The sequence below is a fragment of the Microbacterium sp. S1037 genome, assembly GCF_048381605.1.
Taxonomy (GTDB): Bacteria; Actinomycetota; Actinomycetes; order Actinomycetales; family Microbacteriaceae; genus Microbacterium; species Microbacterium testaceum_B.
Window position 1 is genome coordinate 1,922,164 of record NZ_JBLWIG010000001.1, and the last position, 14,633, is coordinate 1,936,796.

General features: G+C 69.6%; 19 protein-coding genes. 13 read left to right on the forward strand and 6 right to left on the reverse strand.

The features are described from left to right. Positions 1-115: 115 nt before the first annotated feature. The gene (locus tag ACMW4R_RS08575; RefSeq protein ID WP_058596572.1) at positions 116-1,438 is read left to right on the forward strand and encodes a hypothetical protein; all 1,323 of its coding nucleotides are present in this window, start codon (positions 116-118) and stop codon (positions 1,436-1,438) included. A gap of 61 nt (positions 1,439-1,499) precedes the next feature. Here the strand turns inward: ACMW4R_RS08575 and ACMW4R_RS08580 are convergent, their stop codons facing one another. Further along, a complete protein-coding gene (locus tag ACMW4R_RS08580) occupies positions 1,500-1,643 on the reverse strand; it encodes a hypothetical protein (RefSeq protein ID WP_193753676.1) in 144 nt (47 codons plus the stop codon). Beyond that, positions 1,640-1,783 carry a hypothetical protein gene (locus ACMW4R_RS08585; RefSeq protein ID WP_193752680.1) on the reverse strand — a complete coding sequence of 48 codons (144 nt, stop codon included), beginning with the start codon at positions 1,781-1,783 and terminating at the stop codon, positions 1,640-1,642. The genes ACMW4R_RS08580 and ACMW4R_RS08585 overlap by 4 nt, the downstream gene beginning before the upstream one ends. A gap of 110 nt (positions 1,784-1,893) precedes the next feature. On the opposite strand from ACMW4R_RS08585, the gene ACMW4R_RS08590 reads away from it, so the two are divergent. The 5 genes from ACMW4R_RS08590 to ACMW4R_RS08610 all read left to right on the forward strand — a co-directional run bounded on the left by ACMW4R_RS08590 (position 1,894) and on the right by ACMW4R_RS08610 (position 7,052). Next, a complete protein-coding gene (locus ACMW4R_RS08590; RefSeq protein WP_081317422.1) occupies positions 1,894-3,069 on the forward strand; it encodes a sensor histidine kinase in 1,176 nt (391 codons plus the stop codon). A gap of 97 nt (positions 3,070-3,166) precedes the next feature. Further along, on the forward strand, positions 3,167-3,670 hold the full coding sequence (locus ACMW4R_RS08595; protein WP_418299663.1) for an SRPBCC family protein: 504 nt from the start codon (positions 3,167-3,169) through the stop codon (positions 3,668-3,670). After that, a complete protein-coding gene (locus tag ACMW4R_RS08600) occupies positions 3,667-5,145 on the forward strand; it encodes a phytoene desaturase family protein (RefSeq protein ID WP_418299664.1) in 1,479 nt (492 codons plus the stop codon). Before ACMW4R_RS08595 ends, ACMW4R_RS08600 begins: the two co-directional genes overlap by 4 nt. A 2-nt stretch (positions 5,146-5,147) precedes the next feature. Next, positions 5,148-5,972 (forward strand): DNA-formamidopyrimidine glycosylase family protein, encoded by an 825-nt coding sequence (locus ACMW4R_RS08605; RefSeq protein ID WP_418299665.1) that lies wholly within the window; start codon positions 5,148-5,150, stop codon positions 5,970-5,972. Between the two features lie 9 nt (positions 5,973-5,981). Beyond that, positions 5,982-7,052 (forward strand): spore photoproduct lyase family protein, encoded by a 1,071-nt coding sequence (locus ACMW4R_RS08610; RefSeq protein ID WP_418299666.1) that lies wholly within the window; start codon positions 5,982-5,984, stop codon positions 7,050-7,052. A gap of 6 nt (positions 7,053-7,058) precedes the next feature. Here ACMW4R_RS08610 and ACMW4R_RS08615 read toward each other — a convergent pair whose 3' ends face one another. The 4 genes from ACMW4R_RS08615 to ACMW4R_RS08630 all read right to left on the reverse strand — a co-directional run bounded on the left by ACMW4R_RS08615 (position 7,059) and on the right by ACMW4R_RS08630 (position 8,195). Next, positions 7,059-7,208 carry a hypothetical protein gene (locus tag ACMW4R_RS08615; RefSeq protein WP_193751363.1) on the reverse strand — a complete coding sequence of 50 codons (150 nt, stop codon included), beginning with the start codon at positions 7,206-7,208 and terminating at the stop codon, positions 7,059-7,061. 87 nt (positions 7,209-7,295) lie between these two features. Beyond that, positions 7,296-7,424, reverse strand: a complete 129-nt coding sequence (locus ACMW4R_RS08620) for a hypothetical protein (RefSeq protein WP_275044498.1) — start codon at positions 7,422-7,424, stop codon at positions 7,296-7,298. After that, positions 7,424-7,810, reverse strand: coding sequence for a hypothetical protein (locus tag ACMW4R_RS08625; RefSeq protein ID WP_418299667.1), 387 nt, complete (start codon positions 7,808-7,810; stop codon positions 7,424-7,426). The genes ACMW4R_RS08620 and ACMW4R_RS08625 overlap by 1 nt, the downstream gene beginning before the upstream one ends. A gap of 1 nt (position 7,811) precedes the next feature. After that, positions 7,812-8,195 (reverse strand): hypothetical protein, encoded by a 384-nt coding sequence (locus ACMW4R_RS08630; RefSeq protein ID WP_058597238.1) that lies wholly within the window; start codon positions 8,193-8,195, stop codon positions 7,812-7,814. A 112-nt stretch (positions 8,196-8,307) separates the two neighbouring features. Here ACMW4R_RS08630 and ACMW4R_RS08635 point away from each other — a divergent pair, with 112 nt between their 5' ends. From ACMW4R_RS08635 to ACMW4R_RS08665, 7 genes are all read left to right on the forward strand, one after another. Next, positions 8,308-8,880, forward strand: coding sequence for a MarR family winged helix-turn-helix transcriptional regulator (locus ACMW4R_RS08635; RefSeq protein ID WP_058597239.1), 573 nt, complete (start codon positions 8,308-8,310; stop codon positions 8,878-8,880). After that, positions 8,877-9,056, forward strand: coding sequence for a hypothetical protein (locus tag ACMW4R_RS08640; RefSeq protein ID WP_058597240.1), 180 nt, complete (start codon positions 8,877-8,879; stop codon positions 9,054-9,056). Before ACMW4R_RS08635 ends, ACMW4R_RS08640 begins: the two co-directional genes overlap by 4 nt. A gap of 69 nt (positions 9,057-9,125) precedes the next feature. After that, positions 9,126-9,482 (forward strand): hypothetical protein, encoded by a 357-nt coding sequence (locus ACMW4R_RS08645; protein ID WP_241490575.1) that lies wholly within the window; start codon positions 9,126-9,128, stop codon positions 9,480-9,482. Positions 9,483-9,812: 330 nt separating this feature from the next. After that, positions 9,813-10,982 carry an RtcB family protein gene (locus ACMW4R_RS08650; protein WP_418299668.1) on the forward strand — a complete coding sequence of 390 codons (1,170 nt, stop codon included), beginning with the start codon at positions 9,813-9,815 and terminating at the stop codon, positions 10,980-10,982. 88 nt (positions 10,983-11,070) lie between these two features. Beyond that, the gene (locus ACMW4R_RS08655) at positions 11,071-11,700 is read left to right on the forward strand and encodes a hypothetical protein (protein ID WP_418299669.1); all 630 of its coding nucleotides are present in this window, start codon (positions 11,071-11,073) and stop codon (positions 11,698-11,700) included. A gap of 130 nt (positions 11,701-11,830) precedes the next feature. Beyond that, positions 11,831-14,356 carry a bifunctional lysylphosphatidylglycerol flippase/synthetase MprF gene (locus ACMW4R_RS08660; RefSeq protein ID WP_418299670.1) on the forward strand — a complete coding sequence of 842 codons (2,526 nt, stop codon included), beginning with the start codon at positions 11,831-11,833 and terminating at the stop codon, positions 14,354-14,356. Beyond that, positions 14,353-14,622 carry a hypothetical protein gene (locus ACMW4R_RS08665; protein ID WP_058614592.1) on the forward strand — a complete coding sequence of 90 codons (270 nt, stop codon included), beginning with the start codon at positions 14,353-14,355 and terminating at the stop codon, positions 14,620-14,622. The genes ACMW4R_RS08660 and ACMW4R_RS08665 overlap by 4 nt, the downstream gene beginning before the upstream one ends. Positions 14,623-14,633 lie beyond the last annotated feature (11 nt).

The following is a 14,633-nucleotide window of genomic DNA, read 5'->3' on the forward strand; positions in this document are numbered from 1 at the left end:
GAAAGTCAACCGGATGGAACGTTCGGTTTGATCCGCTACGATCTGGCTTCACTGCACTTGTCCGGGCCCGACACCGTCGTCACTCGCCCACATCTTCCTCTGTGAAAGGTTCCGAGTGAGCGCACCGCCGAGCGAGCTTGCCTCCCCGACACGTCCTTCGCGCGTCATCGAGCGACCGAGCCGATACCGCCGCCTCGACCGGCTGCGCGGGTCGCGTATCGGTCGTGCTCTGCGGCAGTACGGCGAAGACGTCCTGCGTCCGCCGCAGGGCGCGGTGCCGGTGGAGCGCGGATCGTTCACCCGTGTCCTGCTGCTCTGGGCCGTCGCGCGTGCGGTGAACTTCGGATTCCTCTGGGGCTTCTACTCGATCGCGAAGGCCGCCCGCTGGGGCTTCGGTCCCGACAGCGAGCGCCTCGGCACCTTCTTCGACTACCTCACCGGCTGGGATGCCGACCGTTACGGGCAGATCGCCGCGCAGGGGTACCCGATGTCGCTCCCGATGAACGTGTCGGGTGACATCCTCCCCAACAACTGGGCGTTCCTGCCCGTCTTCCCCGGACTCGTCCGCGTTCTCTCGGATGCCACGGGCCTCGGGTGGCAGCCCATCGCGGTGCTCCTCAGCCTCGGCGCGAGCCTCGGCGCCACCTGGCTGCTGTTCCTCCTGCTGCGCACCGTCACCAAGCCCCAGCCTGCCTGGTGGGCGGTGGTGTTCTTCTCCTTCGCGCCGATGTCGTTCCTCTTCGTGATCGGCTACAGCGAGGGCCTGTTCATGGCGCTGATGTTCGGCGCGATGCTGCTCGCCATCAAGCGCATGTACCTGTGGATCCTCCCCATCGGACTCGTCACCGCGTACACGCGGCCGGGCGTCCTCGCCCTGGGGCTCGCTCTCGGGATCGTCTTCCTGGTTCGGTTCCTCCGTCGCCGCGTCGACCCGTTCCCCGTCCGCGAGTGGGCGTCGCTCATGGTGACCGGTGGCACGATCGCGATCGCGGGCCTGTCGTGGAACCACATCGCGCAGTACGTGACCGGGACGCACAACGCCTACATCCGCACCGAGCTCGGCTGGTGGCTCGACTACGTCGGCAACGACGCGTTCACGCCGTTCACGCCCTGGTTCCGCCAGGCGGGTACCCATCTCGGTGTCGTCGGCATCGTGCTGGTCATCGCCCTGATCGTCGCCTTCCTCGCGCTGATGTGGTCGCGTCCGGTCCGCCGACTCGGGCTCATGGTCGTCTCCTACGCCTTCAGCTACGGGGTCTACATCCTCGCGGTGTTCCTCCCGCAGCAGAGCACGTTCCGTCTGCTCATGCCGATGGCGCCGATGATGGCCGACGAGCGCTGGTCGTCGACCCCGCGTCGCCGTGCCGCGATCCTGGTCGGGTGCCTCGTCCTGCAGGTCGTCGCGATCCTTCTGCTCTGGACCCGCGGGAACCCGTGATCCGAATGAATGACGAGGGGGCGGCGCCGTGATGGCGTCGCCCCCTTTTCGTTCCGCGAGGTCAGTCGGGACTGCCGCCGGGGTCCACGGCCTCGATCATGTCTTCCTCGACCGGGTTGTCGGCATCCATCTCCGCGGTTCCGACGGCTTCGGCCTCGTCTTCGGCGAAAGCGCCGGCCGTCTCGTCGCTCTTTCTGCCGCTCATTCCGCGACGCCTGAGGGTGCTGGAGCGGTCTCGGGCGGGAGCGGCACGGTGGGTTCGGCGGGGTTCGGGGCCAGGGGCTCGGGTGCCGTGGGCGTGCCCGGTTCGGTGGGCGTCTGAGGGGAGGGGGTGGGAGTGCTCATGTCGTCACTCTTCGCGCGTGCGGTGGCCGACGCGACCCCCTTCCACCCCGGCCGCCGGGGGTGTAATCGCACTAGGCTCGGGGAGGGGAGTACCACAAAGAGGGGACGACGTGTCCACAGCGCATGATGTGACGCGACGCGAGGCGATCGCGCAGTACCGGCTCATCGGGGAGCCGTCGGAGCCCGACCTCCAGGGGATCGTCGAACTGGCGGCCACGATCTGCGGGGTTCCCACCGCGGTGATCAACATCATCGACGACCGTATGCAGCACCAGATCGCGGCTGTCGGCATCCAGGCGGCTGTGTGCTCGCGCGAGGACTCGATGTGCGCGGCCGTGATCAGCTCTCCGGGTCGCGTGGTCGTCCCCGACGCCCAGCTCGACACGCGTTTCGCCCAGAACCCCTTCGTGACCGGCGAGGTCGCGCACGTCCGGTTCTACGCGTCCAGTCCGTTGATCACGCCCGCGGGCGTCGCGATCGGCACGCTGTGCGTGTTCGACGACGTCGTCGGGGAGCTTTCGGATGCCAGCAGCCGAGCTCTCGACCTGCTCGCCCACCAGGTGATCGACGTCCTCGAACTGCGGCGTATCCAGCGCGAGCTGGTGGAGTCCAACGCGCAGCTCGAGCAGTTCGCGGTCCAGGTCAGTCACGACCTTCGCAACCCGCTCACGGCGCTGACCGGCTTCATCGAACTCGCCGCCGACAGCCCCGAGATGGCGCAGGCACCCCGGGCGACGCAGTCGCTCGCGCGCGCGGAGGCCGCCGCCGGACGCATGACCGCGATGGTCACCGACCTGCTCGATTTCGCGCGGATGGGGGGTACTCGACCCCACGTGAGCGACGTCGACGTGGCGGACACCGTCGACGCTGTGCTGGAAGACCTCGACGGAAGCCTCGTCAGCACGGGGGCCGAGGTGACGGTGGACGCGTCCACCCTCGTCCGTGCCGACGACACCCTCCTGCGGGTCCTCCTGCAGAACCTCATCGCCAACGCGGTGAAGTTCACGGTCGCGGCCGAGCGCGTGCCTCAGATCCGCGTGACGGTCGAGACTCTTCCGGACGGGTGGCGGATCAACGTCGACGACAACGGCGAGGCGCTCGACCCCGAGATGCGCGATCGCGTCTTCGAGCCCATGCAGCGCGGCCACGGCGCCGACGTGCCGGGCATCGGCATCGGACTCGCGACGTGCCGCCGCATCGTCGATGCGCACAAGGGCTCGATCGGCCTCGACGCGTCGCCCGCGGGCGGGACCCGCGCGTGGTTCGTCCTCCCGGCGGCCGCGTGAGGGCTACCGGGCGATCCGTCTGAGCGCAACCGTCGCGACGTGCCGCACGACCGGCACGTAGCGTGGACGCACATCCCGCTGACGAGGAGGAGCGACCGTGGCCCGCAACGTGCGTCTGATGCGCTGTGCTCCCGAGGACGTCTTCCGCGTGCTCGCCAACGGCTGGCTCTACCCGTTGTGGGTGGTGGGCGCGTCGCGTATGCGCGACGTGGCGGAGGAGTGGCCCGCCGAGGGGGCGACTCTGCATCACTCCTTCGGATCCTGGCCCGCCCTGGTGAACGACACGACGATCATGCGGGTGTGGGATCCGCCCCGGCGCGCGGTGCTCGAGCCGCACGGCGGTCCGATCGGCATCGCGCGCGTGGCCGTCGACGTCAAGGCGCGCGGCGACATGTGCGTCGTGCGCCTGCAGGAGGAGCCGGTCACCGGTCCGACCACGCTGCTCCCGGACGTCGTCTTCGACGCCATCACGCGCTGTCGCAACGCGGAGACGCTCCACCGTCTCGCCTACCTCGCCGAGGGTGGTGCGCCCGGGACGAGCGGTGGTTCGGCGGCGCGCGGTCACGAGTCGACCGCCGAACGTGAGCCGATCGACCGATGAGCGAGAACTACGACGCGATCATCGTCGGCTCGGGGCCGAACGGTCTCGCCGCCGCTGTCACCCTCGCCCGTGCGGGGTTGTCGGTGGCGGTGTACGAGCGCTCCGCGACCTTCGGGGGAGCGGCCTCCACCGCCGAGTTGACGCTCCCCGGCTTCCACCACGATGTCGGTTCGGCCGTGCACCCTCTCGCGCTGGAGTCGTGGTTCTTCCGTGAGTTCGGGCTCGATCGCCGGGTGCCGCTCGTCGTGCCCGAGGTGTCGTACGCCCACCCGCTCGACGGGGGCCGTGCCGGCCTCGCCTTCCGCGACCTCGAGCGGGCAGCCGACGCCCTCGGCGTCGATGGAGCAGCGTACGAGCGCCTCATGCGTCCGCTGGTCGACCATCTCCGCGGCGTGGCCGACTTCACCGGCAACGCCCTGTTGCGCATCCCGGGAGACCCTCTCGCGGCGTTCTTCTTCGGCATCCGCTCGCTCGAACAGGGCGGCCCCTGGTGGAACGCACGGTTCCGAGAAGAGGTCGCTCCGGCTCTCATCACGGGCGTCTCGGCGCACACGATCCTCTCCCAGCCGAGCCTGGCGGCGGGCGGGGCGGGTCTCGTTCTCGCGACCTACGGCCACGGCCGCGGGTGGCCGATCCCGATCGGCGGCAGCCAGGCGATCGCCGACGCGATGATCGCCGACATCCGCGCGTACGGCGGGGTGCTGCACGCCGACGTCGAGGTCACCTCGCTCGACGAGCTCCCGCCCTCCCGTGCCGTCCTGCTCGATACGACGCCGCGTGCCCTCATCCGTCTCGCGGGGGATCGGATGCCACCGGCCTACCGTCGTGCGCTCGAGAGGTTCCGCTACGGCGGCGGTGTCGCCAAGGTCGACTTCGCTCTCAGTGAGCCCGTGCCCTGGGCGAACGCCGATATCGCCCGCACGGGTACGGTGCACATCGGCGGGACGCGGGCCGAGATCGCCGCGGCCGAGAACGCGGTGGTCCGAGGGAGTCTCCCCGACGCACCGTACGTGCTCGCCGCCCAGCCGACGCTGTTCGACCGCAGCCGCGCTCCGGAGGGGAAGCACGTGCTGTGGGCCTACACGCACGTCCCGTCGGGGAGTCCCGCCGACCGTGAAGAGGCGATCGTCCGTCAGATCGAGCGGTTCGCGCCCGGATTCCGCGACACCGTCCTCGCATCGGCGTCGCGCACCGCGGAGGACATCGAGGCGTGGAACCCCAACTTCCCGGGTGGTGACATCTCCGCCGGAGCGCCCACGTTCACTCAACTGCTCGGGCGCCCCGTCTATAGCCCGGACCCCTGGCGCACCCCGATGAGTGGGGTGTACCTGTGCTCGTCGTCGACGAGTCCCGGACCGGGAGTACACGGGCTCGCGGGCTGGCAGGCGGCGCTCAGCGCCCTGCGGCACGAGTTCGGCACGCGGTTGCGACCGGATCTCGCGCCCCGCGACGACCAGCTCGTCTCGGCTCCGTAGCCGTGCCGGAGGGCGACAGCGTCTATCGCCTGCGGCAGCGCCTCGACGCGGCAACGACGGGGGAGCGCGTGCGCGACGGCGAACTGCGCTCGGGCCCTGCCGCCGGCACCTCGCTCGCGGGCCGTCGGATCCGGGGGTACGACACGCACGGCAAGCACCTGCTGACCCGTTTCGACGACGGCACCACCCTGCACACGCACCTACGGATGCAGGGCAGCTGGACCCTCACCCGCGCGGGGCGTGCTCTCCCCACCACCGTGCGGGAGAAGGCCCGCGTACGCCTCCGCCTCGACGACGGCCGTGAACTCTGGGGGCTCGACCTTCCCGTGGTCGAACTCCTCCCGACCGCGCGCGAGGTCGACGCGGTGGGGTATCTCGGGCCCGATCCGCTGCGGGAGGATTGGGATGCCGTCAAAGCGGTGCGGCGGTTGTCGCTCTCGCCCGCTCGGCCTTTCGTCGCCGCGCTGCTCGATCAGACGCGGATCGCGGGTCTCGGCAACCTGTGGGTCAACGAGCTCGCCTTCCTGCGCGGCATCCATCCCTTCGCCCCCATCGGGGCGACGGATCTCGACGCGCTTGTCGCTCTGGCCGCGCGGTGTCTGCGGATTTCGGCGACGATCCCCGGGATGTACCAGGTGACGACGGGGGACCGGGGCAAGGGACGGTCGCACTGGGTGGTGGGCCGCGCGGGTCGACCGTGTCTGCGTTGCGGGACTCGCGTCCGGGTGCGCGAGGAGGTCGCGGGCGACCCGGAGCAGCGCCGCACCTGGTGGTGTCCGCGCTGCCAGCCGATGCCGCCGGGGGCCGATGTCGGACCCCCGGAGTAGAACGGGACGATGGCCGTCGCTCGAGAAAACCTGCTGCGCGTCACCCGCATCTACGCGGAAGACGCGGCGCTCGAGCTCGAGCGTGGACGCGAGATCGTTGCGCGGTGGCCCGACGCCGACATCGTCCCGATCTCCTCGCACTGGCAGATCCCCGAGGTCCACGGCGACGAGACGAACGTCGCTCGGTGGGTGCGCATCAAGACCGAGGCGCTCGTCCTGGGGGTGAAGAAGAGCGTGGCCACCAGGGTCAACGGCCGGTCGGCCGACTTCATCGCTCCTTCGCTGTCCAACGGCTGCGCCATGGCCTGCAGCTACTGCTACGTGCCGCGACGGAAGGGCTACAGCAACCCGATCACCGTGTTCGCGAACATCGAGCAGATCACGAAGCACCTCGCCCGCCATGTCGCTGCACGCGGACCGAAGACGCATCCCAACCAGTGCGACCCCGAGGCGTGGGTCTACGACATCGGCGAGAACGGCGATTGCTCCGTCGACGCGATGATCAGCGAGAACGTCCGGGACGTGTGCGATCTGTTCCGCATGATGCCCGCGGCGAAGGCGTCCTTCGCGACCAAGTTCGTCAACCGCGACCTGCTCGAGTGGGATCCGGCGGGTCGCACGCGGATCCGTTTCTCACTGATGCCAACGGCGACGGCGAAGGTCACCGACCTCCGCACGTCGCCGATCTCGGAGCGCATCGCCGCGATCAACGACTTCGTCGATGCGGGGTTCGAGGTTCACGTGAACTTCTCGCCGGTCATCCTCGCCCCGACGTGGCTCGCCGATTGGCGAGAACTCTTCGACGAGATCGATGCCACCCTGCGCCCCCGCGCCAAAGCGCAGCTCGCGTGCGAGGTGATCTTCCTCACGCACAACGAGGGTCTGCATCAGGTCAACCTCGGCTGGCATCCGAGAGGCGAGGAGCTTCTGTGGACACCGAGGCTGCAAGAAGAGAAGACATCGCAGAACGGTGCCGTCAATGTGCGATATCGGCATCCGCTGAAAGCTCAGAGCGTCGCCGCCCTGACAGAACTCATCGCCGAGAAGCTGCCGTACTGCCGCTTGCGTTACGCGTTCTGAGCGCCGCTACGAGATGTCACCCGTCGGCGAGTCCGCGGTGGTCGCAGCCTCGTCGGCATCTTTCTGCGCGGCAGCGCCTTCATCGGGCGACTCGCTTCCGGCCCCGTTGGAGTCTTCGTCGGGGGCGTCGTCGGCGCGGCCGTCGTGGTTCGTCATGCTTTCTTCCTCTCGTCACGGGCCGGTTCGCTGACCCGCGCTCGACGGTGGCATGCCCCGGTGGGTGTGTCCAGGGGGTCGACACCGCTAGAGAGGCACGACCCCGTAGCGCGCCGTGAAGGCCGCAGCGGCCGCGTCTTCGAATTCGTCCGCCTCGTCGCGCAGATCGGCATCGCGCAGGTCGGCGTGGCGCAGGTCGCTCCCGTCCACGGTCATCACAGGAGCGGCGCGAGAGCGCCGGCGGTCAGGGCGAAGCCGAGGGCGGTGGCGCCGAGCGCGGTTGCCGCGGCGAGCGAGAGGCGTTCCGTGCGGCGTCGACGGGCGGCATTCACGGGATCAGCGGTGGAACGGAGAGAGGCCTTCGCGGCGTCGAGATCGTCGTACCGACCGATCGGGATGCCGTGCGCGTCGCGGGAGACGTACCCGCCCGCGACCTCGTCGACGGATCCGAAGTACTCACCGCCGTGGTGAGCGACCCAGAACCCGGTGTCGACCTTCGCCCACATCGTGCGCGCGGGGGCCGTGCGAGCGGGAACCGAGCGAGCGGGCACGGTGCGAGCGGGCGCCGTGCGGGTGGGTGCCTGCGGGGAGGTGATCGTCATCTCAGGCCGCCGCGGTCAGCGACGAACGTCGCGAGGAGACGGGGGTCGGGCGCGAGGGGGAGACGCGCTTCTCGGCGTCGTGCGCCGGGATCTCCGCGGAGAGGTCCATCATGAGCCCCGCCGACGAGTTCGCCATCTCGGCCATGTTCTTCAGCACGGTCGCGTTCAACGTCTCGGGTTCGGCCGTGTCGAAGACGAACCGGAGGGGAATCGAGGGCTGCAGCCAGAGGGTGGAGCGGCCGGGGGTGCCGTCGACATGGGTCCAGCTGAGAGTGAAGCTCTCGCTGCGACGGAGCTTGGTCGTCACGACCACCTTGATGTGCGAAAGCAGGCGGTCGGGAATCTCGATCGACTCGGCCGACGTGGCGTAGAACAGGTTGCCCATGTGTTGCTCCTCTCTCAGCGGTTAGCTCTCCTAAGAACATACTCGCTTAGTAACTAGTTCGTCTAACTATTATTCTGGGGTATAGTCTCCCCAAACTGAGGGGAGGTGTGCCATGACGGATGTCGATCTCGCGAACCGTGGCACGAACGCCGCCCAGCCGAGCTACTGGTACGGCGACGCGCCCTCGGATCGTCGGCAGCGGCACAAGGCGGTGCTCGAGGCCCTCCGGGTCTACCGCGCCGCCGAGGTGGCCATGCGCCGCCGCACGCGCGACTCCATGTCGATGGGCGAGAACGAGCTCCTCGTTCTGCGCTACCTTCTGCGCGACCCGTCACGTGAGGTGCGTCCGGGCGAACTGACGCGCTACCTCGGGCTCTCCACCGCCTCGACCACGGCGTTGCTGGACCGGCTGGAACGCTCCGGCCACATCGTTCGCGTCGCCAACCCCGGCGATCGTCGCAGCATCTTCATCCGCTCGACGCCCCGGGCCGACGCCGAGGTGCGCCAGACGCTCGGCAATATGCACGAGCGCATGCTCGCGGCGGTCATCGACATGACGCCCGAGGAGTCCGCCGTGGTGGTGGCCTTCCTCCGCCGCATGAGCGACGCTGTCGACGGCGTCGCCGTCGAGGGCGGTGCCGGCGAGCATGGCGCCATCGAGGACGCGGCGGTCGAGTCCTCGTGATCTATGTGCTCGTCGGCGGCCCGCGCGACGGACAGCACGTCGACGATCTCCCTCGCGGCTACCGTCTCTCGCTCGCCGACCCGCCTCCGGAACCGTTCGGGGAGTTCGAGACGGTGCGCGCGGTGTGGTTCGAACTCGACGAGGTCTTGTTCCGCTCCGCTCAGCGGCGCGAATGAGCCGTACCCTACGGTTCCCGTGGAGGCAACCCACCCTCGGCTTCGACCGGTTCCCCGCAGGGTGAACTCATGCGCTGCGTGACATATGCCGGAGAAACCGTCCTGACGACCGACGACGTTGCCTCGTCGCTCATCGAGCTGACGGCGGCGGTGGCGAAGGAGGGGCAGGCCGAGGCGGTGAGCATCCCCATCGTCACGAGCGACAACAAGGTCGCTCAGGCTGAGCTCGTCATCGGCGTCGGAAACGACGTTCTCTCCGCGCCGGTTGAATGGGATGACGAGGAACCCGACTTCTCGCACGCGGCCAAAGAACTGCGCGACCACCGCTTCTTCCCGCACACGCAGCTGCGCATGGTGGAGCCCGATCCGGATGCCGACGACGAAGGGCCGATCGACTGGGATTTCGATCAGCCCACCCAGGCCTGACGGCGGCACCCGATCGATCGAAGGGTGACCAGGATGCCGCGACTCTTGCGCCGAGTTCGCGGCATCCGTTATGTTCGCTAGTCCGTGCCATCCGGCACGACAGCCGAGGAAAGACGAGACGATGACCGCGAAGCGCGATCGCCGCACGGAGCAGCAGTACCTGCCGTTCCTCCTCTCGTCGTACCCTCCGGCGCCGGTCGTCTAGACATTCGTTCTTGCACGCCCCGCACCGTCAGGTCGGGGCGTTTCTCTTTCCGCCGTGTGGGGGAGTGCCCCGTCTCGAGGCTCGACCCCCTCGCGCAGTCGCGCATCACACGAAGGAAAGGATCCATGCAGAAGCTCACCGAGCGACTGGTGTCGTGGGCGAGCCTGATCGATGACAAGACCATCGAGCAGGCCCGCACCTCGTCGACCATGCCGTTCATCCACCCCCACCTGGCCCTCATGCCCGACGCCCACCTGGGCCTGGGCGCGACGGTCGGCTCGGTCATCCCGACGCTCGGCGCCATCATGCCCGCGGCCGTCGGTGTCGACATCGGCTGCGGCATGATCGCCGTCAAGACGCAGTTCCACGCCTCCGACCTCGACGGTCGGGATCTCGCGGAGCTGCGGCAGCAGATCGAGCGCGCCATCCCGCTGTCGGCGGGCCGTGACAATCGCAAGATCGTCGCGACCGCCGAGCCGCGCGTGGCCGAGCTCGAGGCACTCGCCGAGAAGGCCGGCTTCGACCCCACGACCTACGCCGGCCACTGGCGGCAGCAGCTCGGGTCGCTGGGCAGCGGCAACCACTTCATCGAGATCTCGCTCGACGAGAACGACGACGTGTGGATGTTCCTGCACTCGGGGTCCCGGGGCGTCGGCAACCGCATCGCGCAGCACCACATCAAGGTGGCGCAGCGTTTGGCGAAGCAGTGGTGGATCGAGCTTCCGCACCCCGACCTGGCCTACCTGGTCGAGGGAACGCCGGAGTTCACCCGGTACATCCGCGAGCTCCGGTGGGCCCAGCACTTCGCCCTGCTCAACCGCGAGGAGATGATGGACCGCGTCGCGAACCAGCTCGGCCGTTTCCTCGACACACCCGTCGAGGAGCGCGAGCGGATCAACTGCCACCACAACTTCACCGAGTCCGAGAGGCACTTCGGCAAGCAGGTGTGGGTGTCCCGCAAGGGCGCGATCATGGCGGATGCCGGTCGACCGGGGCTGATCCCCGGCTCGATGGGCACCGCCTCGTACGTCGTCGAGGGGAGGGGCAACGCCCTCTCGCTCAACTCGTCGCCGCACGGCGCGGGCCGGGAGTACTCCCGGTCGGCGGCGCGCAAGACCTTCACGCGCGAGCAGTTGCGTGAGGCGATGGCGGGGATCGAGTACCGAGACACCGACGCGTTCATCGACGAGATCCCGCACGCGTACAAGCCGATCGACCGGGTGATGGCGGATGCCGCCGACCTGGTGACCGTGCGCCACACGCTGCGGCAGATCGTCAACGTGAAGGGTGACTGAACCGGATGCCACGGACGCAACCGCGCGTCCGTGGCATCCGTCTTCCCGTGGTACCCGTCTTCCCGGCCGTGCCGCATAGCCTGGAGGCATGCGGGCGAGGACGAGGACGTGGCGGACCGGGGGCATCCTGCTCGGAGTGGCGGGAGTGCTGACCCTTCTCGCGGGGCAGCACGCGCTGAATGGGTTCGCGTTGCGCGTCGTGATCGACATCGTCTGGGCGATCGGCGTGCTCGCCTTCGCGGTGGGGTTCTCTCGCGACGCGAGCGTCGTCGGTCGGAGACCGCTCGGGATGACGGCGCTCATCGTCGTGGCGGTGACGCCGCTGGTCTCGGATGCTGTGGTCATGGCCCTTCCGGAGGTGCGTTCGCCGGACGACCCGGCGGTTGTCGCGACCTCCGTCGTCTCCTGGGGCGGAACGATCGTCTCTCTCGCCGCCGGACTCGTCGCCGCCGTGCAGATCGCACGGCTGGGGGCCGTGCCGCGCCGGTGGCGTTGGATGCCGATGTGGGCTCTGTGCGTGAGCGTCGGGGCGGCAGCGTTGCAGTACGCGACCGTGGCCCTTCTCTTCGGCGCGGGGGCGGGGCAGGATGTCTTGGTCGCGGCCAACATGATCGGGGTGTTGTCGCTTCTCGCCCCGACCCTCGGATTGGGCGTCGTCGCGCTCGTCGCGGCGGCGTCGGAGCGCCCCGACAGCGTCGACGTGTATCGCCCGGTGTAGCGAGGCGGGCCCCGCCGACCAGCGGAGACGAATACACCCAGAGGTGGATGCCTTCGTTCACCTCGGTCGGCGAGCATGAAGTGTCGCCGCCGCTCCGTGCGTGCGACGAATCGCTTCGGAGCACTGTTTCATGCCCTCGACCGTCGCCTCGGCACCGCCTCCCCTCACCGACCCCTCGATCGACGTCGTGGTGGACTCTCACCGCGCCCGGCGGTTCACGATGCCGTTCGCGGCGCTCGCGCTCGCCGCCGTCGTGACGACGGTGAGCCTCTCGCCCGTGGGCACGGCCGCGTTCATCGACGCCCCGCTCGACCTCCGTGCCGTCCTCGTCGCACTGTTCCGGGTCGACGACCTCCGGCTGCTCCCGTTCATCGTGGCGGCGATCCTGCTCATCGGAGCCGGTGCCGAGCGCATGATGGGGGCTCGGCGCGTGCTCCTCGCGTATATCGGAGGCGGGGTCGCCATCTCGGTCCTGGGGCTCGCGATCGGCGTGGTCGAGACGTCGTTCCTGCCCGCGCTGCCGCTGAACTCTCCACCGTTCGAGGGCGCTCCGCCGATCGCCGCGCTCCTCGCGGTGACCATGGCATCCAGCTGTTTCGCCGGTGCGCTGTGGCGCCGACGCGTGCGGCTGGCGAGTGTCTTCGTCGCCCTGACCCTTTTCCTCTACTCCGCGTCGGCGAGCGACCTGTACGCCCTCGTGGCTCTGCCCGTCGGGCTCGCGATCGGCATGCTCGCGGGCGGTCGGCGCGCGCGGCTCCGCGTCCAGCGGAGCTCCCACCATGAGACGCGGGTCCTCCTCTCGGCCCTCACCGCGGTGACGGCGATCGGACCCGTCATCGCCACGGTGTGGGGGAGCGGTGCCGGTCTGCTCTCGGTCTACGGGTGGCTGTCCATGGACCCTTTGACATCGGCCGACGGGATCGTGTGCGTGGGCTCCTCCGCCCTGCCGTGCCCGTCCGCCGAGAACTACGCGGAACTGCAGCCGCTCGCGGGATGGATCGCGATCCTGCCGCTGGCGATCCTCCTCGTCGCGTCGTGGGGGATCCTGCGCGGGCGTCGCGGTGCTCTCAGCCTGGCCATCGCGATGAACCTGCTGGTGTTCGCCGGGGTGGCGTACCTCTTCGCGGTCACGGAGCCTTCCACGCTCGCCGACCTGGCCGCGGTGCGTCCGACGGACGCGATCTCGGTGTGGCAGACCCTGGTCGGTCTCGCTGTCAGCGCTCTGGTTCCTCTCGTCGTCGCACTGACGCTTTTCGTGTTCCGTCGAGCCGCGCCCGTGCCGTCCGTCCCCGGCGCGCGTTCGTCCTTCGCGCTGACCGTCGGGATCGCGGCGTCGGGGACCCTGGCGTTCACGCTCGCGGGGACGCTGGGATTCGCCGACCAGTTCAGCCCTCGCCCGGACGCGGCTTTCCTCGTTCAGACGCTGCCGCTGCGATTGCTCCCGCCCACCCTGCTCCCCGTCGAGTCGGTGCAGTTCGTCCCGCTGACGCCGTGGGCACAGGCGATCTGGTATCTCCCATCGGCGGTCTTCTGGGCCGTGTGCCTCGTGGCCGCCCTGCGCCTCGTGGTCCGTTCGAGCGAGGCCCAGGCGACCGGTGATCGCGTGCGGGCACGCGCGGTGCTCGAGCGCGGGGGCGGCGGGACGCTCGCGTGGATGACGACCTGGCCGGGCAATGCCTACTGGTTCGCCCCGGATGCCGACGCGGCGTTCGCGTACCGCGTCTCCGGCGGCGTCGCGGTGACGCTCGGGGGAGCGTTCGGCGCCGACCGCGCGCGGCCCGGCATCGGACGCGCGTTCGTCGACTTCTGCGGGGAGCACGGCTGGACGCCCGTGTTCTACAGCGTCGATGACGAAACGCGGGACGCCCTCGCGGATCTCGGGTGGCAGCACACGAGCGTCGCCGATGAGGCCTTGCTCGACCCGCGCACGTGGACGCCGACGGGCAAGAAGCGACAGGACGTCCGGACCGCGACGAACCGCGCCGCTCGCGAGGGCGTGACGACTCAGTGGACGCGCTGGATGGACCTCACCTTCCTCGACCGCGCGCAGCTGCGCGAGATCTCCGAAGGGTGGGTCGCCGACAAGACGATCCCGGAGATGGGATTCACGCTCGGCGGTCTCGACGAGACGGCGGATCCGGCGGTGCGTCTCATGCTCGCGCGTGATCGTGAGGGGCGCATCGTCGCGGTGACGAGCTGGCTGCCCGTACGCGGATGGGACGGCGTCGTCGGCTACGCGCTCGACGTCATGCGGCGCCGCGACGACGCGATGAACGGCGTCATGGAGTTCGTCATCGGAGCCGTGGTGGAGCAGGCCCGGGCCGAGGGGTGCTCGGTCCTCAGCCTGTCGGGCTCGCCGTTGGCATCCCATCGAGAGGGGGATGCCGCCGACCTCCCCGCCGTCGATCGTGTGCTCGAACAGCTCAGCGCTCTGCTCGAGCCGGCGTACGGGTTCCGCTCCCTGGCGAACTTCAAGAAGAAGTTCCAGCCGGAGTTCGCGCCGATGTGGATGATCTACCCCGATGCCACCCACCTGCCGGCCATCGGCCTGGCGCTGCTGCGCTGCTACGTGCCCGGGTTGACGCTCGCCGGCGCCGCGCGCCTCGGCGCCCGCCTGCGTCCGGCTGCTCGAGAGAGCGCGGAGGTGTCCGCGTGAGCGCGGCGAGTGCGCTCGAGCGCCAGCGCGCCGCCATCCGCGCCGCCCAGGCACGGCTCGCCGCGTTCGTCGCGAGCACGTCTGCCGACGTCGACGACGCCGCGCGAGACGCCGAAGCGGCATTGCGGTCGGCCGTGTCGTCGGGGGCGGGCCTCGATCGCGTCTCGGCCGAGCTCGAGCTCAGCCCGCGGGCGCTGCGGGCGATCGTCGAGGGTTCGGTCCGCTTGCGCAGCCTGCATCCCGACGATCGCCTGCGTCCCGCCTGACGCGGGCCCGA

What these genes read in the sequence shown, in the direction of transcription:
- ACMW4R_RS08625 (WP_418299667.1), bottom strand. Translation starts at nt 7,810, where the DNA reads ATGACGATCACCTCCCCGCAGGCACCCACCCGCACGGCGCCCGCTCGC.
- ACMW4R_RS08645 (WP_241490575.1), top strand. Translation starts at nt 9,126, where the DNA reads ATGCGCTGCGTGACATATGCCGGAGAAACCGTCCTGACGACCGACGAC.
- ACMW4R_RS08585 (WP_193752680.1), bottom strand. Translation starts at nt 1,783, where the DNA reads ATGAGCACTCCCACCCCCTCCCCTCAGACGCCCACCGAACCGGGCACG.
- ACMW4R_RS08635 (WP_058597239.1), top strand. Translation starts at nt 8,308, where the DNA reads ATGACGGATGTCGATCTCGCGAACCGTGGCACGAACGCCGCCCAGCCG.
- ACMW4R_RS08610 (WP_418299666.1), top strand. Translation starts at nt 5,982, where the DNA reads ATGGCCGTCGCTCGAGAAAACCTGCTGCGCGTCACCCGCATCTACGCG.
- ACMW4R_RS08580 (WP_193753676.1), bottom strand. Translation starts at nt 1,643, where the DNA reads ATGAGCGGCAGAAAGAGCGACGAGACGGCCGGCGCTTTCGCCGAAGAC.
- ACMW4R_RS08615 (WP_193751363.1), bottom strand. Translation starts at nt 7,208, where the DNA reads ATGACGAACCACGACGGCCGCGCCGACGACGCCCCCGACGAAGACTCC.
- ACMW4R_RS08660 (WP_418299670.1), top strand. Translation starts at nt 11,831, where the DNA reads ATGCCCTCGACCGTCGCCTCGGCACCGCCTCCCCTCACCGACCCCTCG.
- ACMW4R_RS08655 (WP_418299669.1), top strand. Translation starts at nt 11,071, where the DNA reads ATGCGGGCGAGGACGAGGACGTGGCGGACCGGGGGCATCCTGCTCGGA.
- ACMW4R_RS08650 (WP_418299668.1), top strand. Translation starts at nt 9,813, where the DNA reads ATGCAGAAGCTCACCGAGCGACTGGTGTCGTGGGCGAGCCTGATCGAT.
- ACMW4R_RS08600 (WP_418299664.1), top strand. Translation starts at nt 3,667, where the DNA reads ATGAGCGAGAACTACGACGCGATCATCGTCGGCTCGGGGCCGAACGGT.
- ACMW4R_RS08620 (WP_275044498.1), bottom strand. Translation starts at nt 7,424, where the DNA reads ATGACCGTGGACGGGAGCGACCTGCGCCACGCCGACCTGCGCGATGCC.
- ACMW4R_RS08630 (WP_058597238.1), bottom strand. Translation starts at nt 8,195, where the DNA reads ATGGGCAACCTGTTCTACGCCACGTCGGCCGAGTCGATCGAGATTCCC.